Annotated in this window: 15 protein-coding genes; 12 read left to right on the forward strand and 3 right to left on the reverse strand. The window is 67.4% G+C overall.

What is annotated here, in order from left to right; translation table 11 throughout:
- Nucleotides 1–10 precede the first annotated feature (10 nt).
- The 12 genes from uvrA to DDQ50_RS11865 all read left to right on the forward strand — a co-directional run bounded on the left by uvrA (nucleotide 11) and on the right by DDQ50_RS11865 (nucleotide 12,560).
- The gene (gene uvrA, locus DDQ50_RS11810; protein WP_116756908.1) at nucleotides 11–2,902 is read left to right on the forward strand and encodes an excinuclease ABC subunit UvrA; all 2,892 of its coding nucleotides are present in this window, start codon (nucleotides 11–13) and stop codon (nucleotides 2,900–2,902) included.
- Nucleotides 2,903–2,914: 12 nt separating this feature from the next.
- Entirely contained in the window at nucleotides 2,915–4,915 is a 2,001-nt protein-coding gene (gene uvrC, locus DDQ50_RS11815; RefSeq protein WP_116756909.1) for an excinuclease ABC subunit UvrC, read from the forward strand.
- A gap of 79 nt (nucleotides 4,916–4,994) precedes the next feature.
- Nucleotides 4,995–5,909 carry an RNase adapter RapZ gene (gene rapZ / locus DDQ50_RS11820; protein WP_116756910.1) on the forward strand — a complete coding sequence of 305 codons (915 nt, stop codon included), beginning with the start codon at nucleotides 4,995–4,997 and terminating at the stop codon, nucleotides 5,907–5,909.
- A 58-nt stretch (nucleotides 5,910–5,967) separates the two neighbouring features.
- Entirely contained in the window at nucleotides 5,968–6,942 is a 975-nt protein-coding gene (whiA, locus tag DDQ50_RS11825; RefSeq protein ID WP_116756911.1) for a DNA-binding protein WhiA, read from the forward strand.
- 165 nt (nucleotides 6,943–7,107) lie between these two features.
- Nucleotides 7,108–7,734: a superoxide dismutase gene (locus DDQ50_RS11830; RefSeq protein ID WP_116756912.1), complete on the forward strand. Its 627-nt coding sequence runs from the start codon at nucleotides 7,108–7,110 to the stop codon at nucleotides 7,732–7,734.
- A gap of 100 nt (nucleotides 7,735–7,834) precedes the next feature.
- Nucleotides 7,835–8,839, forward strand: a complete 1,005-nt coding sequence (gene gap / locus DDQ50_RS11835) for a type I glyceraldehyde-3-phosphate dehydrogenase (RefSeq protein WP_116756913.1) — start codon at nucleotides 7,835–7,837, stop codon at nucleotides 8,837–8,839.
- A 3-nt stretch (nucleotides 8,840–8,842) separates the two neighbouring features.
- Nucleotides 8,843–10,042, forward strand: a complete 1,200-nt coding sequence (locus DDQ50_RS11840) for a phosphoglycerate kinase (RefSeq protein WP_116756914.1) — start codon at nucleotides 8,843–8,845, stop codon at nucleotides 10,040–10,042.
- The gene (gene tpiA, locus DDQ50_RS11845) at nucleotides 10,030–10,824 is read left to right on the forward strand and encodes a triose-phosphate isomerase (protein WP_116756915.1); all 795 of its coding nucleotides are present in this window, start codon (nucleotides 10,030–10,032) and stop codon (nucleotides 10,822–10,824) included. The genes DDQ50_RS11840 and tpiA overlap by 13 nt, the downstream gene beginning before the upstream one ends.
- Nucleotides 10,825–10,936: 112 nt before the next feature.
- Nucleotides 10,937–11,188: a preprotein translocase subunit SecG gene (secG, locus tag DDQ50_RS11850; protein WP_116756916.1), complete on the forward strand. Its 252-nt coding sequence runs from the start codon at nucleotides 10,937–10,939 to the stop codon at nucleotides 11,186–11,188.
- A 63-nt stretch (nucleotides 11,189–11,251) separates the two neighbouring features.
- A complete protein-coding gene (locus tag DDQ50_RS11855) occupies nucleotides 11,252–11,623 on the forward strand; it encodes an RNA polymerase-binding protein RbpA (RefSeq protein WP_116756917.1) in 372 nt (123 codons plus the stop codon).
- 63 nt (nucleotides 11,624–11,686) lie between these two features.
- Entirely contained in the window at nucleotides 11,687–12,136 is a 450-nt protein-coding gene (locus DDQ50_RS11860; protein WP_116756918.1) for a helix-turn-helix transcriptional regulator, read from the forward strand.
- Nucleotides 12,137–12,146: 10 nt separating this feature from the next.
- A complete protein-coding gene (locus DDQ50_RS11865) occupies nucleotides 12,147–12,560 on the forward strand; it encodes a VOC family protein (RefSeq protein WP_116756919.1) in 414 nt (137 codons plus the stop codon).
- Between the two features lie 26 nt (nucleotides 12,561–12,586).
- On the opposite strand, the gene pgl is transcribed toward DDQ50_RS11865, so the two are convergent.
- From pgl to zwf, 3 genes are read right to left on the reverse strand one after another with little or no spacing between them, the layout of a single operon-like run.
- The gene (gene pgl / locus DDQ50_RS11870; protein WP_116756920.1) at nucleotides 12,587–13,357 is read right to left on the reverse strand and encodes a 6-phosphogluconolactonase; all 771 of its coding nucleotides are present in this window, start codon (nucleotides 13,355–13,357) and stop codon (nucleotides 12,587–12,589) included.
- Nucleotides 13,358–13,359: 2 nt separating this feature from the next.
- Complete coding sequence (locus DDQ50_RS11875) at nucleotides 13,360–14,343, reverse strand: glucose-6-phosphate dehydrogenase assembly protein OpcA (RefSeq protein WP_116756921.1); 984 nt, start codon at nucleotides 14,341–14,343, stop codon at nucleotides 13,360–13,362.
- The gene (gene zwf, locus DDQ50_RS11880) at nucleotides 14,340–15,878 is read right to left on the reverse strand and encodes a glucose-6-phosphate dehydrogenase (protein ID WP_116756922.1); all 1,539 of its coding nucleotides are present in this window, start codon (nucleotides 15,876–15,878) and stop codon (nucleotides 14,340–14,342) included. The genes DDQ50_RS11875 and zwf overlap by 4 nt, the downstream gene beginning before the upstream one ends.

Genomic DNA, 15,878 nt, shown 5'->3' on the forward strand with positions numbered 1-15,878 from the left:
GACTCATTCGGTGCCGATTTCCCCCGTTCCCGGTCCCAAGTTGAGCGTGCGCGGAGCACGCGTACACAACCTCCAAGACGTCGATCTCGAGATCCCTCGCGACTCGCTCGTCGTGTTCACCGGCCTGTCCGGTTCGGGCAAGTCGAGCATGGCCTTCGACACGATCTTCGCCGAGGGCCAGCGTCGCTACGTCGAGTCGCTCTCGGCCTACGCCCGCCAGTTCCTCGGTCAGGTCGACCGTCCCGACGTCGACTTCATCGAGGGCCTCAGCCCGGCGGTGTCGATCGATCAGAAGTCGACGAACCGCAACCCCCGGTCGACCGTGGGCACGATCACCGAGATCTACGACTACATGCGTCTGCTCTGGGCGCGCATCGGGGTCCCGCACTGCCCGATCTGCGGCGAGGTCATCTCGCGGCAGACCGTTCAGCAGATCGCGGATCAGCTGATGGAGCTCGAGTCCGGCACCCGGTACCAGGTCACCGCCCCCGTCGTGCAGCAGCGCAAGGGGGAGTTCGTCGACCTCTTCGGCGAGCTCGCCGCCAAGGGATACTCCCGGGCGATGGTCGACGGCAAGATGATCCAGCTCACCGAGCCGCCCACGCTGAAGAAGCAGTACAAGCACGACATCGCGGTCGTCGTCGACCGTCTCGTCGCCTCCGACGACCTGCTCACCCGGCTCACCGACTCGCTCGAGACCGCCCTGCGTCTCACCGACGGGATCGTCCAGATCAACTTCGTCGACCAGGAGGGCGAGGATGCCTGGCGCACCTACAGCGAGAAGCTGTCCTGCCCCAACCAGCATCCGATCCAGCTGACCGAGATCGAGCCGCGCACCTTCTCCTTCAACGCCCCGTTCGGTGCCTGCCCCGAGTGCTCGGGCCTCGGCACCCGCATGGCCGTCGACGCCGAGCTGCTACTCGGAGATCCCGACCTGAGCATCAAAGAGGGCGTCATCATCCCGTGGACCAGCCAGGGGAAGGGGCTCTACAACTACTACGAGCGTCTGCTCAAGGGCCTCGCGAAAGATCTCGGCTTCTCGTTGACGACGCCGTGGCGCCGACTGTCGCCCGAGGCGCAGGACGCGGTCCTCCGCGGCAACAACTTCGAGGTGCACGTCCGCTGGAAGAACCGGTTCGGTCGTGAGGTCACCTACTCGCAGGGCTTCGAGGGCGTCATCCCCTACCTCGAGCGCAACTACCTGCAGGCCGAGTCCGACACTCAGCGCGCTCGCTGGGCCGAGTACCTGCGCGAGGTGCCCTGCCCGGTGTGCAATGGGAAGCGGCTCAAGCCCGAGGTGCTCGCCGTGCTCGTCGAGGGCCGCAGCATCGCCGACATCGCCGATCTGAGCCTCGCCAACGCCAGCGAGTTCGTGAACGGCCTCGCGCTGAACGACCGCGATGTGAAGATCGCCGCCCAGGTGCTGCGGGAGATCCGCGTCCGACTCGAGTTCCTCCTCGAGGTCGGACTCAGCTATCTGACTCTCGGCCGATCGGCCGGTTCGCTGTCGGGCGGCGAGGCTCAGCGCATCCGGCTGGCGACCCAGATCGGGTCGGGGCTGACCGGCGTCCTCTACGTGCTCGACGAGCCGAGCATCGGACTCCACCAGCGCGACAACCGGCGTCTCATCGACACCCTCGTCAAGCTGCGCGATCTCGGGAACACCCTGATCGTCGTCGAGCACGACGAGGACACCATCCGCATCGCCGACTGGATCGTCGACATCGGCCCGGGCGCGGGCGAGGGCGGCGGCCGGGTGGTCCACTCGGGCGACTACGCCTCCCTCCTCGCGGAGAAGGAGTCGATCACCGGTGACTACCTCGCCGGCCGGCGCAGCATCGAGACGCCGAAGAAGCGCCGCAAGATCGACAAGAAGCGCATGGTGTCGGTCGTCGGCGCTCAGGCGAACAACCTGAAGAACGTCTCCGCCGATTTCCCGCTCGGCGTCTTCACCTCGGTGACCGGGGTCAGCGGGTCGGGAAAGAGCACCCTCGTCAACGACATCCTCTACCGGGTGATGGCGAACCGGTTGAACGGTGCACGCAAGGTCCCGGGCAAGCACCTCCGGGTGACGGGTCTCGACAACCTCGACAAGGTGGTGCACGTCGACCAGGCCCCCATCGGTCGCACCCCGCGCTCCAACCCGGCGACCTACACCGGGGTCTTCGATCGCATCCGCACGCTGTTCAGCGAGACGATGGAGGCCAAATCGCGCGGCTACCAGCCGGGCCGGTTCAGCTTCAACGTCAAGGGCGGCCGCTGCGAGAACTGCCAGGGCGACGGCACGATCAAGATCGAGATGAACTTCCTGCCCGACGTCTACGTCGTGTGCGAGGTCTGCCAGGGCGCTCGATACAACCGCGACACCCTCGCCGTGCACTACAAGGGCAAGAACATCGCGGAAGTGCTCGACATGCCGATCTCCGAGGCGGCCGAGTTCTTCGAGCCGATCTCGGCAATCCACCGGTTCCTCAAGACGCTCGTCGATGTCGGACTCGGCTATGTCCGGCTCGGCCAGAGCGCGACCACCCTGTCGGGCGGCGAGGCGCAGAGGGTGAAGCTCGCGACGGAGCTGCAGCGCCGATCCAACGGGCGCACGGTGTACGTGCTCGACGAGCCGACGACCGGTCTGCACTTCGAGGACGTCCGCAAGCTCCTCCAGGTGCTGAACAGCCTCGTCGAGAAGGGCAACACCGTCATCGTGATCGAGCACAACCTCGACGTGATCAAGTCATCCGACTGGATCATCGATCTCGGGCCCGAGGGCGGGTCCGGCGGTGGCACGATCATCGCAACGGGCACGCCGGAGAAGATCGCGTCGGTCGAGGAGAGCCACACGGGCAAGTTCCTGTCCGAGGTGCTGTACGGCAGCGACGAGAGCGCGCTCTCGCGTGCGTCCTGACCCGCGAGCCCGATGAGCGCACGAAGCACTACGACCGTCGACTACCGGCCGAAAGCGGGGGAGATCCCCACCGAGCCCGGCGTCTACCGGTTCTCCGACGACACCGGGCGGGTGCTGTACGTCGGCAAGGCGAAGAACCTGCGGGCTCGGCTCAGCAACTACTTCGCACCGCTGCACACCCTGCATCAGCGGACACGACACATGGTGACCCACGCCACCAACGTGCAGTGGACGACCGTCGGGAGCGAGTTCGAGGCGCTGCAGCTCGAATACACCTGGATCAAGGAGTTCTCGCCGCCGTACAACGTCAAGTTCCGCGACGACAAGACCTACCCGTACCTGGTCGTCACCCTCGGCGACGAGGCGCCGCGCGTCATGGTCACCCGCAACAGGCGCATCCCGGGCGCCCGCTATTTCGGGCCGTATCCGAAGATCTGGGCGGTCCGCGAGACCATCGAGCAGATGGTGCGCGCCTTCCCGATCCGCACCTGCTCCGACTCGAGCTACAAGCGCGCCATGGAGACGGGGCGCCCGTGCTTCCCGGGTCAGATCGGCCGCTGCGGCGGTCCCTGCTCGATGAAGGTGTCGGTCGCGGAGCACCGCGCGATCGTCGACCAGTTCGTCGCATTCATGGCGAGCCCCGATCCGAGGATGATCTCCCGCCTGCAGGCCGAGATGAAGGCCGCTTCGGCGGCGCTGGAGTTCGAGCGCGCGGCGGACCTGCGAGATCGGGTCTCCGCTCTCGAGAACGTGCTCGAGTCGAGCGCGGTCGTGCTGAGCGACACGGTCGAGGCCGACGTCTTCGGCATCGAGCACGACGAGCTCGCCGCTGCCGTCCAGCAGTTCCGGGTCCGCGGCGGCCGTGTGCGGGGTGTGCGCTCCTGGGTCGTCGACAAGGAGATCGACGTCGGGCTGGGCGAACTCGTCGACTCGGTTCTGCAGAGCGCGTACGACGATGGTGAGCCACCGCCGCGGGAGATCATCGTCCCCGAGCTGCCCGACGACTCCGACGCGCTCGAACAGCTGCTCAGTCAGATCAGGGGTCGCGGAAGCGTCCACCTGCGGGCCGCTCAGCGGGGTGACAAGGCGGCGCTGCTCCAGACCGCCACTCTCAACGCCAAACAGGCGCTCGCGCTCTACAAGACGAGGCGCAGCGCCGACTACGTCTCCCGCAGTCAGGCCCTCACCGACCTGCAGGAGGCGCTCGGCCTCGCCGATGCGCCGCTCCGCATGGAGTGCTACGACGTGTCGCATCTCTCCGGCACCAACATCGTCGCCTCGATGGTCGTGTTCGAGGACGGCCTCGCCCGTAAAGACCAGTACCGCCGATTCAACGTCGCCGACTCGACGGACGACACCGAGTCGCTCTACCAGGTGCTCTCGCGGCGCCTGTCCTACCTCGACAAGTCCGCCGAGGAGCAGGCCAAACTGGATCGTCTGGTCGGCGCCGACCCGCAGGACATCCTCGGCGACGACGCCGGCGAGACCGCGGGGGAGGAGCTCGCGGAGCTCGAGTCGGAACTCGAGGAGGGCGACGACCTCGACGAGCTCGGGGCCGCGCCACGGAAGCCGGGCAAGTTCTCCTACCGTCCCAACCTCCTCATCGTCGACGGCGGACAGCCGCAGGTGCAGGCGGCCGCACGTGCCATGCGCGACTCGGGCATCGAGGGCATCCAGATCTGCGGCATCGCGAAGCGCCTCGAGGAGATCTGGCTGCCCGACAACGATTACCCGGTCATCCTGCCCCGCAACAGCGAGGCGCTGTTCATGATCCAGCGGATCCGCGACGAGGCCCACCGGTTCGCGATCACTCATCAGCGCTCCCGGCGCAAGCGCGACATCACCAGTGTGCTGAGCGAGATCCCCGGCCTCGGCCCGGCACGTGTCCGCGATCTCCTCCGTCATTTCGGTTCGGTCGCCAAGCTCAAGAAGGCGACCGTCGAGGAGATCATGGAGGTCAAGGGCGTGGGCCCGACCACCGCGCAGACCGTCTACGAACGCCTGCGCAGCTGAGCCGGCAGAGCGGGGGTGCCCGTCGGCCGCACCGCCGTCTAGTCTTGGGGAGTCAGATGAGATCGGGGTCGGCGTCGAGATGAGCAACGCAGAACCATCTTCCGGTCCACCGGCGGCGGGGGAGCCCGCCTCAGCGGCGCAGACCGTGCTGGTGGTCACGGGGATGTCCGGCGCGGGTCGGACGACCGCCGGCAATGCTCTCGAGGACGTCGGCTGGTACGTCGTCGACAACCTTCCGCCGCAGATGCTCCTGCCTCTCATCGACGTCGCAGAGCACGCGGGTGACAGCCTGCCCCGCATCGCCGTCATCGTCGACGTCCGCGGCGGCGCCCGATTCTCCGAGGTCGATGAACTCGTCCGCGAGCTCCGGTCCCGCACCCAGATGCGCGTGCTCTTCCTCGACGCGAGCGATACCGCACTGGTTCGCCGCTTCGAGCAGGTCCGGCGACCGCATCCGTTGCAGGCGGGCGGAACCCTGCTCGACGGCATCACGGCGGAGCGGGATCGCACGGCGCAGATCCGTGCGACGGCCGACGTGGTCGTCGACACGTCCGAGCTCAACGTCCACCAGCTGGCGAGCACCATCACCGAGCTGTTCGGCGAGGCGGACACCCCCGGAGTCCGGGTCACCTTGACGAGCTTCGGCCACAAGTACGGCGTTCCGACGGATGCCGACATCGTGGCGGATGCGAGGTTCCTGCCCAATCCGTTCTGGGTGCCCGAACTGCGTCCGGGGACCGGACTGGATTCCAATGTGAGCGACTACGTCTTCGCCCAGGAGGGCGCGGGAGAGTTCGTCGATCGGTTCGCAGCCATGCTCGAGCCCGTGCTCGCGGGGTACAGCCGCGAGAACAAGCGGCACGCGACCATCGCGGTCGGCTGCACGGGTGGGCGGCATCGGTCCGTCGCACTCGTCGAGGAGCTCGCGAAACGTCTCGGCTCGCTGCCAGGAGTGGGTGTCACGGTGAGGCATCGAGACCTCGGACGTGAATGAGGTCCCCGGAGCGGTGTAAGACTGGGGGCTACAGATCAACGGGTGGAGGGCGAGCAGCTTGGCATTGACCGCGGACGTCAAGGAAGAACTCGCGAAGGTCGACGTGGGCAAGACCAGCGTGCGAGCGGCGGAGTTGGCGACGATCCTTCGTTTCGCGGGAGGGCTGCACCTCATCTCCGGCCGTATCGCCGTCGAATCCGAACTCGATTCGGTCGGCCTCGCGAAGCGGGTGCGCAAGGATCTCGCCGAGCTGTACGGGGTACGCGGCGATGTCGCCGTGATCTCGGCATCGGGCACCCGCCGCGCCAGTTCGTACGTGGTCCGGGTCATCGACGGCGGTGAGACGCTCGCCCGTCAAACGGGTCTGCTCGACGCACGGCGACGCCCCATCCGCGGGCTCCCCAACCGGCTCACGACGGGGTCGATCGACGATCTCGAGGCGATCTGGCGCGGGGCGTTCCTGGCGCGCGGCACGCTCACCGACCCCGGCCGCTCAGCCGCCCTCGAGGTGACCTGCCCCGGCAACGAGACGGCGATGGCGCTCGTCGGTGCAGCCAACCGCTTGAAGGTGCCCGCGAAGGCCCGCGAGGTCCGCGGCGTCCACCGCGTCGTCATCCGCGACGGCGAGGCCATCAGCGACATGCTCGAGCACATGGGGGCCGTCGCCAGCCGTCGCAACTGGGAGGAGATGCGTCAGCGCCGCGAAGTGCGCGCCACGGCAAACCGCCTGGTCAACTTCGACGACGCCAACCTCCGTCGCTCGGCGCAAGCCGCGGTCGCCGCCTGCGCCCGGGTCGAACGCGCGCTCGAGATCCTCGGCCCCGGCATCCCCGAGCATCTCCGTTACGCCGGCGAGCTGCGTCTCGCGCACCGCGATGCGAGCCTGGACGAGCTCGGCCATCACGCCGACCCGCCGATGACCAAGGACGCCGTCGCCGGTCGTATCCGCCGTCTTCTCGCGATGGCCGACAAGCGAGCATCCGAGACGGGCGTCCCCGGCACCGACGCCAACATCCCTGCCGATCTCGACTAGGCGCTTCCGAACGGGCCACCCTTCGTGCGAAGAGTCCGAGTGTTCTCCGAAGCCGAATGTTTCCGGCAAGGTGGCTTGACGTCGGCTCGCGGTATCTAGACTGAAAGAACTCCTGGAGGAAGCCTCCACGGCCGTCCAGGACCGAGATGAGGAGAACGAGACTCTATGGCTGAGTACACCCTGCCCGAGCTGGGCTACGACTACGCGGCGCTCGAGCCGCACATCAGCGCGCAGATCATGGAACTGCACCACAGCAAGCACCACCAGACCTACGTGACGGGCGCCAACACCGCCATCTCGCAGATGGCGGAGGCCCGCTCGACCGGCAACTTCGCCGCAATCAACAAGCTGTCGAAGGACCTCGCGTTCAACCTCGGCGGCCACGTCAACCACTCGATCTTCTGGACCAACCTCACCCCCGACAGCCAGGGCCGGCCCGAGGGCGAGATCGCCGCGGCGATCACCGACGGCTTCGGCTCGTTCGAGACGTTCCAGGCGCAGTTCACCGCCGTCGCGCTGGGCGTCCAGGGATCCGGCTGGGCGATCCTCGCCTGGGATACCGTCGGCCAGCAGCTCGTCATCGAGCAGCTCTTCGATCAGCAGGGCAACATCCCCGCCGTGACCATCCCGCTCCTCATGCTCGATGTGTGGGAGCACGCGTACTACCTCGACTACAAGAACGTCCGCGCCGACTACGTGAAGGCGTTCTGGAACATCGTCGACTGGCAGAACATCGGAGATCGTCTCGCCGCCGCCCGCGGGGTCGGAAGCGGATTGGTCATCCTGCCGTAACGCTAGGCTCTTTACCGGCGCGGGAAACATTTCTTCTCGCGCCGGTCCCACCCAGATTCATCCGATGGCGCGTGTTGCGCCCAGTTCTCAGGAGTTCTCGTTGGCAGTTCGTGTCGGCATCAACGGATTCGGCCGCATCGGCCGCAACTACTTCCGGGCGGCTCTCGCCAAGGGGAGTGAGCTCGAGATCGTTGCGGTCAACGACCTCTCCGACAACAAGGCGCTCGCCCACCTGCTCAAGTACGACTCCATCACCGGCCGCCTCGACGCGACCGTCGAGCTCGACGGCGACTCCATCGTCGTCAACGGCAAGCCGATCAAGGTCCTCGCCGAGCGCGACCCCGCCAACCTCGGCTGGGGCGACCTCGGAGTCGATATCGTCATCGAGTCGACCGGTCGCTTCACCAAGGACGTCGACGCCCGTAAGCACCTCGAGGCCGGCGCCAAGAAGGTCATCATCTCGGCTCCCGCTTCGGGTGATGTCGCAACGTTCGTCATGGGCATCAACAACCAGGACTACGACCCCGCGGTCGACGACCTCATCTCCAACGCGTCCTGCACGACCAACTGCCTCGCGCCGCTGGCCAAGGTGTTCAACGACAAGTTCGGCATCGAGCGCGGTCTCATGACCACGGTCCACGCCTACACCGCCGACCAGAACCTGCACGACGGCCCTCACAGCGACCTGCGCCGCTCGCGTGCCGCCGCTCTCAACATCGTGCCGACGAGCACCGGTGCGGCGAAGGCCATCGGCCTCGTCCTCCCCGAGCTCAAGGGCAAGCTCGACGGTTTCGCGCTGCGCGTTCCCGTTCCCACCGGTTCGATCACGGACCTCACGGTTGTCACCAACAGCGCCGTGAGCGTCGACGAGATCAACGCCGCCTACAAAGAGGCCGCTGAGGGCTACCTCAAGGGCTACCTCCTCTACACCGAGGACGAGATCGTCTCGAGCGACATTGTCTCCGACCCGCACTCGGCCATCTTCGACGCGGGTCTCACCCGTGTCCTCGGCAACGAGGTCAAGATCTCGGCCTGGTACGACAACGAGTGGGGCTACTCCAACCGCCTCGTCGACCTGACCGAGTACGTCGGCGCGCGCCTGTAACGCATGACGCTCCGCACCATCGACACCCTCGGTGACCTGAGCGGCAAGTCGGTCGTCGTCCGCTGCGATCTGAACGTCCCCCTGAAGGACGGGCAGATCACGGACGACGGCCGTATCCGCGCCTCGCTGCCCACGCTCGAGCTCCTGCTCGGGCGGGGCGCGAAGGTCGTCGTCATCTCGCACCTCGGCCGTCCCGACGGCAAGCCCGACGCGAAGTACAGCCTCGAACCCGTCGGCGTGAGGCTGGGCGAACTTCTTGGCCGCCCGGTGACCTTCGTCGACGGCCCGCCCGCCGACGCGGGCGAGGTCGACGGCGACGTCGTGCTGCTGCAGAACCTGCGCTTCGATCCGCGCGAGACCAGCAAGGACGCGGGGGAGCGCGCTGCCTATGCCGCCGAGCTCGCCGCGTTCGGCGACGTCTTCGTCTCCGACGGCTTCGGCGTCGTCCACCGCAAGCAGGCGAGCGTCTACGAGCTGGCCGAGGCGCTTCCCAGCGCAGCCGGCACACTCATCGCCACCGAGCTCGAGGTGCTCGACCGGCTGACGGAGTCACCGGAGAAGCCGTACACGGTTGTTCTCGGCGGCTCGAAGGTCAGCGACAAGCTGGGCGTCATCGACCATCTGCTTCCCCGGGTCGACTCGCTGCTCATCGGCGGCGGCATGCTCTTCACCTTCCTCGCGGCCCTCGGCTACAAAGTCGGCGCGAGCCTGCTCGAAGCCGACCAGATCGACAAGGTCAAGGGCTACCTCGACCGCGCTGCCGAGCTCGGCGTCGACCTGATCGTTCCGACCGATGTCGTCGTGGCATCGAAGTTCGCGGCCGACGCGGACCACGAGGTACGTCCGGCCGATGACATCGAGGGCGGCTCGTTCGGGTCCTCGGGCATCGGTCTCGACATCGGACCCGAGACCGCGAAGCGGTTCGCGGAGGTCGTCGCATCGTCGAAGACCGTGTTCTGGAACGGGCCGATGGGCGTGTTCGAGTTCGATGCATTCGCCGCCGGCACCAAGGCTGTCGCGCAGGCACTCTCCGAGGTCGATGGACTCTCGGTCGTCGGCGGCGGAGACTCCGCGGCCGCCGTGCGTTCCCTCGGCTTCGAGGACGACGCTTTCGGACACATCTCGACGGGCGGCGGCGCGAGCCTCGAGTTCCTCGAGGGCAAGAAGCTACCTGGACTGGAGATACTCGGATGGCAAGCGTGACCGACAGAACCCCGCTGATCGCGGGCAACTGGAAGATGAACCTCGACCACCTGCAGGCGATCGCCTTCGTGCAGAAGCTCGCATGGACGTTGAAGGACGCGGGCCACGATTACCGCGACACCGAGGTGGCGCTGTTCCCGCCGTTCACCGACCTCCGTTCGGTGCAGACCCTGGTCGCCGCCGACAAGTACGACCTCGTCTACGGCGGCCAGGACCTCTCCGCTCAGGACTCGGGCGCCTACACGGGCGAGATCTCCGGTGCGTTCCTGGCAGCTCTCGACGCCAAGTACGTGATCATCGGTCATTCCGAGCGTCGCAGCTACCACAACGAGACCGACGAGGTCGTGGCGGCCAAGGTGAAGGCGGCTCTCCGCCACGGTCTCGTCCCCGTCATCTGCGTCGGCGAGACCGCCGAGGACCTCGAGAAGCACGGTCCCAGCGCGGTCCCGGTCGGTCAGCTGCGCGTCGCGCTCGAGGGTGTCCCGGCTGATGCCGACATCGTCGTGGCGTACGAGCCCGTCTGGGCGATCGGCTCCGGTCAGGCGGCGACCCCCGAGCAGGCGCAGCAGGTGGCCGGCGCTCTCCGTGCGCTTCTCGGCGAGCTCCTCTCCGCCGACGCCGCTGCCGCGACCCGCATCCTGTACGGCGGATCGGTCAAGGCGAACAACATCGCCGGCTTCCTCCGCGAACCCGATGTCGACGGGGCTCTGGTCGGTGGCGCGAGCCTCGACCTGGCCGAATTCGCCAGCATCGTTCGATTCAAGAAGCACGTCGGCGCGTGAGGTGTGCGCCCCTTTCGGGGCGCGCACCCGCGGTTCTCCGGGCCTCGGGCCCGTATTTGTCTATACTGCTCTAGGCCCGTCTCCGCGGGCCGCTCGCGACGAAAGGCTGCGCATGGAGATCCTCGAGGTTGTACTTCAGGTCCTTCTCGGCATCACAAGTCTTCTGCTGACCATGCTGATCCTTCTGCACCGCGGTCGTGGTGGCGGCCTCTCCGACATGTTCGGCGGCGGCGTGACCTCCAACCTCGGCGCGTCGGGTGTGGCGGAGCGGAACCTCAACCGCATCACGGTGATCCTCGGACTCGTGTGGGTCGCCTGCATCGTCGTCCTCGGTCTGATCACGCGTTTCGGCGCGGGAGTCTGATCCTCTCTACGGGTTTTCCATCAGCTACGGCGCCCGGGCGCCTTTCGATGAATCGGGACAGTAATGGCTTCTGGCGGTAGTGCTATTCGTGGCTCGCGTGTCGGCGCGGGCCCCATGGGCGAGCAGGACCACGGCTTCCACGCCGAGCGTGTCGCCGTCTCCTACTGGGATGCCCTCGGCAACGAGACCGTTCGCTACTTCGCGGCCAACGTTCCCGACAACGAGATCCCCGAGACGATCGACTCGCCCTCGAGCGGGCTCCCCGCCGGGCGCGACAAGGAGAACCCTCCCGCGGTCGGCAAGACCGAGCCGTACAAGACGCACCTCGCGTACGTGAAGGAGCGCCGCACCGCCGAAGAGGCGGAGCAGCTTCTCGAGGACGCCCTCAACCAGCTCCGCGTCCGCCGCGGGAAGGTCCCTGCCCAGAACGCGTAGCGTTCGGAGCGGCGAGGCCTGATCGGCTGGCATCCGGACGACCTCCGGACCACCGTCGTCTCCATGACACCCCAGGATCTTCAACTGCTGACGCATCTGCGTCGCGCGCGAGACCTGATCGACCGCGATTACGCGAAGCCGTTGGATGTCCCCACGATGGCCGCCCGGGCCCTGATGTCGCCGTCGAATTTCTCCCGCCGTTTCCGGGCGACGTACGGGGAGACGCCGTACAGCTACCTGATGACGCGCAGGATCGAGCGGGCGATGGCTCTTCTCCGAGAGGGGCACACGGTCACCGAGGCATGCATGGCGGTCGGCTGCACGTCGCTGGGATCGTTCAGTGCGAAGTTCGCGGAGGTCATGGGAGAGTCCCCGAGCTCCTACCAGAGGCGTGAGCACCCCGCGGTGCGGGCGATGCCGAGCTGCGTCGCGAAGACGAACACCCGCCCCATCCGGAACGCGGCTTCGCCATCGAGCAGGATCGGAGAAGCGCAGACGTTGGCGGGTCAATAGTGTCGTCGTCATGACCACCACACTCCAGTTCTGCAACATCTCCGTCAACGACGTCGACGAGTCGATCGTCTTCTACCGCGCACTGGGGCTCGACGTCGTGATGGACGTCGCCTCCGGCGACTTCCGCTGGGTGACGCTCGGCAGTGACGCGCAGCCGGGGCTCGGCATCACCCTCTCGGTTCCCCACGCCGGCAGGTCGCAGGCCGACGGCGATGCGCTTCAGGAACTCCTGACCAAGGGTGTCCTGCCGATGCTGGTCTTCAGCACGGACGACCTGGACGCCGCATTCGAACGGGTCAGGGCGACGGGCGCCGAGGTGCTCCAGGAGCCCATCGAACAGGATTGGGGCCCCAGGGACTGCGCCTTCCGAGACCCGTCCGGCAACATGGTGCGCCTCTCCCAAGCGCAGACTCAATCGGCCTGACCCTGGGCCGCCGACCGCGACCGACGTCAGTAGGTCGAGGCGATGAGGTTCTCGGGTACCTGTGCGGCAGCAGCCTGGTCGACGAAGAACACGGTCCTGCGGCGTCCCTGGACGCCCGCAACGGGAACCTCGTTCGCCGTAGCACCTGCCAGCGCGAGACCGAGCGCGGGAGCCTTGTCGGCGCCGGCGAGGGCAGCCCAGATGCGGTCCGATGAGTTGATCACGGGGAGAGTCAGGCTGAGACGCTCGGGAGGCGGCTTCGGGGAGTTCAGCACGGGGATGACCGTCGCAGCACCCGTGTTGGTGATGTCGCGGTTCGGGAACAGCGACGCGATGTGGCCGTCGGGTCCGACGCCCAGGAAGGTGATGTCGAACCGCGGATAGAGCGCGTCGTGCGGGGCGGCATCGCGCAGCTCGGCCGCATAGGCTGCCGCCGCCTCGTCGATGTCGGGGATCTCGTCGCTCGCGGGGAACGCGTGGATGTTCGACTCGGGCGTCGGCAGAGCGTCGAGGAGGGCCTCGCGGGCCTGCACGTCGTTGCGGTCGGGGTGTCCGGCCGGGACGAAGCGCTCGTCACCCCACCAGAAGTGCACACGTGTCCAGTCGACGGAGTCGCGGGCGGCCGAGTCGCGCACTGCTCGTTGGGTCGCACCGCCGACGGTTCCACCGGTGAGGACGATGTTGATCTCGTCGAACTCGTCGAGGAGATCGATCGTCTTCGTGATGAAGCGTGCTGCGACCGACCCGATCAGTGCGTCGCTATCGGGGTGGACGAGGACACGACGCGCATTAGTCACGGTTACGAGCCTATCGTCACCGACATGGGTGTCTCGGTGACGTTCTCCATCGGCCCGTGCAGACGCGAGATGCCCTCCCGGATGACGGTTCCGTAGAGATCGTCGGGGTCGAGCCGGCGCAGCTCCTCGGCGAGGCAGTCGCGGAGGCTGCGACGGGGGAGGGAGATGTCGTGCGTCGGCTGGCCCGGCTGGACGAGCGTCGCGACATTGCCCTCGGGGCGATCCAGTTCGATGATGCCGGAACGACGGATCAGCCGTACCGCGTGGATGCCGCTGGACCCGGTCGCACGGTCGGACACCTCGTGCGCCACGGGGACCTCGAGCTGCAGCCCGAGCCACGCCGCGAGAAGTGCGGTGGACGGGGAGTCGGCTGCGCCGTGCACCTCGACGCCGATGACGGGCTCGAACGGCGGCTGATCGAGCACCGCCGCCAACTGGGCGCGCCACAGCGTCAGGCGGGTCCAGGCGAAGTCCGTGTCACCCGGCGCGTAGGTCGCGGCGAGGTGTCGCAGGTAGGCGAGAGGATCGGGTTGCGACGAGGCGTCGGTGATGCGCCGCTGGGCGATCGCCCCGACCGAGGCCTGAGACGCCACCTGGGGCGCCGCACCGGGCCACCAGGCGACGACGGGTGCGTCGGGGAGCAGGAGACCCGTGACGAGGCTCTCCTCGTCGGAGGCAGCCGCGCCGACCGCGCGGAGCACGATGACCTCGCTCGCCCCGGCGTCTCCACCGACGCGGATCTGCGCGTCGAGGCGCGCCGGCACGTCGTCCGAGATGTCGGCGCTGTGCGCGACGACGATCACCCGCATCGGATGCTCTCGAGACGCGTCGTTCGCCGCCTCGATCGCTTCCTCCTCGTGCCCGAACTCGGTGTCGATGACGAGGGTCAGCACCCGGCCGAGGGCGACGGCGCCGCCCTCTTCACGGATCTTGACGAGGGTCTTGGAGATCCCCGCGGTGGTTGTGTTCGGAAGGTCGACGATCACGGGCGTCTCCAGCTTCGGCCGTCACGGGCCATCAAGTCGTCTGCCGACTCGGGACCCCAGGTTCCCGGACGGTACTGATCGGGCTGTCCCTGGGTGGCCCAGAACTCCTCGATCGGGTCGAGGATCTTCCAGGAGAGCTCGACCTCCTCGTGGCGGGGGAACAGCGGCGGGTCGCCGAGGAGCACGTCGAGGATGAGTCGCTCGTACGCCTCGGGACTCGCCTCGGTGAAGGCGTGGCCGTAACCGAAGTCCATGGTCACATCGCGCACCTGCATGCCGGCACCCGGCACCTTGGAGCCGAAGCGGATGGTGACGCCCTCGTCGGGCTGGACGCGGATCACGAGCGCGTTCTGGCCGAGGGTCGCCGTCTGACTCTCCTCGAACAGGTACTGCGGGGCGCGCTTGAACATCACGGCGATCTCGGTCACGCGGCGGCCGAGGCGCTTGCCGGCCCGCAGGTAGAACGGCACGCCCGACCAGCGACGGGTGGCGATGTCGAGTCGCATCGCGGCATAGGTCTCGGTGGTCGACTCGGGGTTCATGCCGTCTTCCTCGAGGAAGCCGAGAACCTTCTCGCCGCCCTGCCATCCGCCGGCGTACTGACCGCGCGCCGTGGACTTACCGAGATCGGCGGGCAGACGGACCGCGGAGAGCACCTTCTGCTTCTCGGCGCGCAGATCGCGGGCGTCGAACGAGACCGGCTCCTCCATCGCCGTGAGGGCGAGAAGCTGCAGAAGGTGGTTCTGGATGACGTCGCGCGCCGCGCCGATGCCGTCGTAGTACCCCGCGCGCCCACCGACGCCGATGTCCTCGGCCATCGTGATCTGCACGTGGTCGACGTAGTTGGCGTTCCAGATGGGCTCGTAGAGCTGGTTGGCGAAGCGGAGGGCCAGGATGTTCTGGACCGTCTCCTTGCCGAGGTAGTGGTCGATGCGGAACACCGAATCGGCCGGGAAGACCGATTCGACCACGTCGTTCAGCTCCCGAGCCGTCTTGAGGTCGCTGCCGAACGGCTTCTCGATCACGACACGCCGCCACTGTCCGGGGACCTGGTCGGCGAGTCCGGAGCGCCGCAGCTGCTCCGTGACGATGGGGAACGACTTCGGCGGGATCGACAGGTAGAAGGCGTGGTTGCCCCCGGTGCCGCGTTCTTCGTCGAGCTGGGTGATCACCCGATGGAGCTCCTCGAACGACGCGTCGTCATCAAAGGTGCCGGAGACGAAGCGGATGCCCTGGGCGAGCTGCTTCCACACATCGTCGTCGAAGGGCGTCCGCGCGTACTGCTTGACGGCGTCGTAGACGACCTTCTCGAAGTCCTGGTCCTCCCAGTCGCGACGGGCGAAACCCACCAGGGCGAACCCGGGGGGAAGCAGGCCGCGGTTGGCCAGGTCGTAGACGGCGGGCATCAGCTTCTTGCGCGACAGGTCGCCCGTCACGCCGAAGATCACCAGACTGCTCGGACCCGCGATGCGGTTCAGACGACGGTCGGATGGCAGGCGCAGCGGGTTGAAACCCGGTGAGATCTCTACCGGCAC

Source organism: Amnibacterium flavum (genome assembly GCF_003097495.1).
Taxonomy (GTDB): Bacteria; Actinomycetota; Actinomycetes; order Actinomycetales; family Microbacteriaceae; genus Naasia; species Naasia flava.

Coding starts and splice junctions, on each gene's coding strand:
- secG (WP_116756916.1), top strand. CDS start 10,937: ATGGAGATCCTCGAGGTTGTACTTCAGGTCCTTCTCGGCATCACAAGT.
- uvrC (WP_116756909.1), top strand. CDS start 2,915: ATGAGCGCACGAAGCACTACGACCGTCGACTACCGGCCGAAAGCGGGG.
- DDQ50_RS11855 (WP_116756917.1), top strand. CDS start 11,252: ATGGCTTCTGGCGGTAGTGCTATTCGTGGCTCGCGTGTCGGCGCGGGC.
- tpiA (WP_116756915.1), top strand. CDS start 10,030: ATGGCAAGCGTGACCGACAGAACCCCGCTGATCGCGGGCAACTGGAAG.
- DDQ50_RS11860 (WP_116756918.1), top strand. CDS start 11,687: ATGACACCCCAGGATCTTCAACTGCTGACGCATCTGCGTCGCGCGCGA.
- DDQ50_RS11830 (WP_116756912.1), top strand. CDS start 7,108: ATGGCTGAGTACACCCTGCCCGAGCTGGGCTACGACTACGCGGCGCTC.
- DDQ50_RS11865 (WP_116756919.1), top strand. CDS start 12,147: ATGACCACCACACTCCAGTTCTGCAACATCTCCGTCAACGACGTCGAC.
- rapZ (WP_116756910.1), top strand. CDS start 4,995: ATGAGCAACGCAGAACCATCTTCCGGTCCACCGGCGGCGGGGGAGCCC.
- DDQ50_RS11840 (WP_116756914.1), top strand. CDS start 8,843: ATGACGCTCCGCACCATCGACACCCTCGGTGACCTGAGCGGCAAGTCG.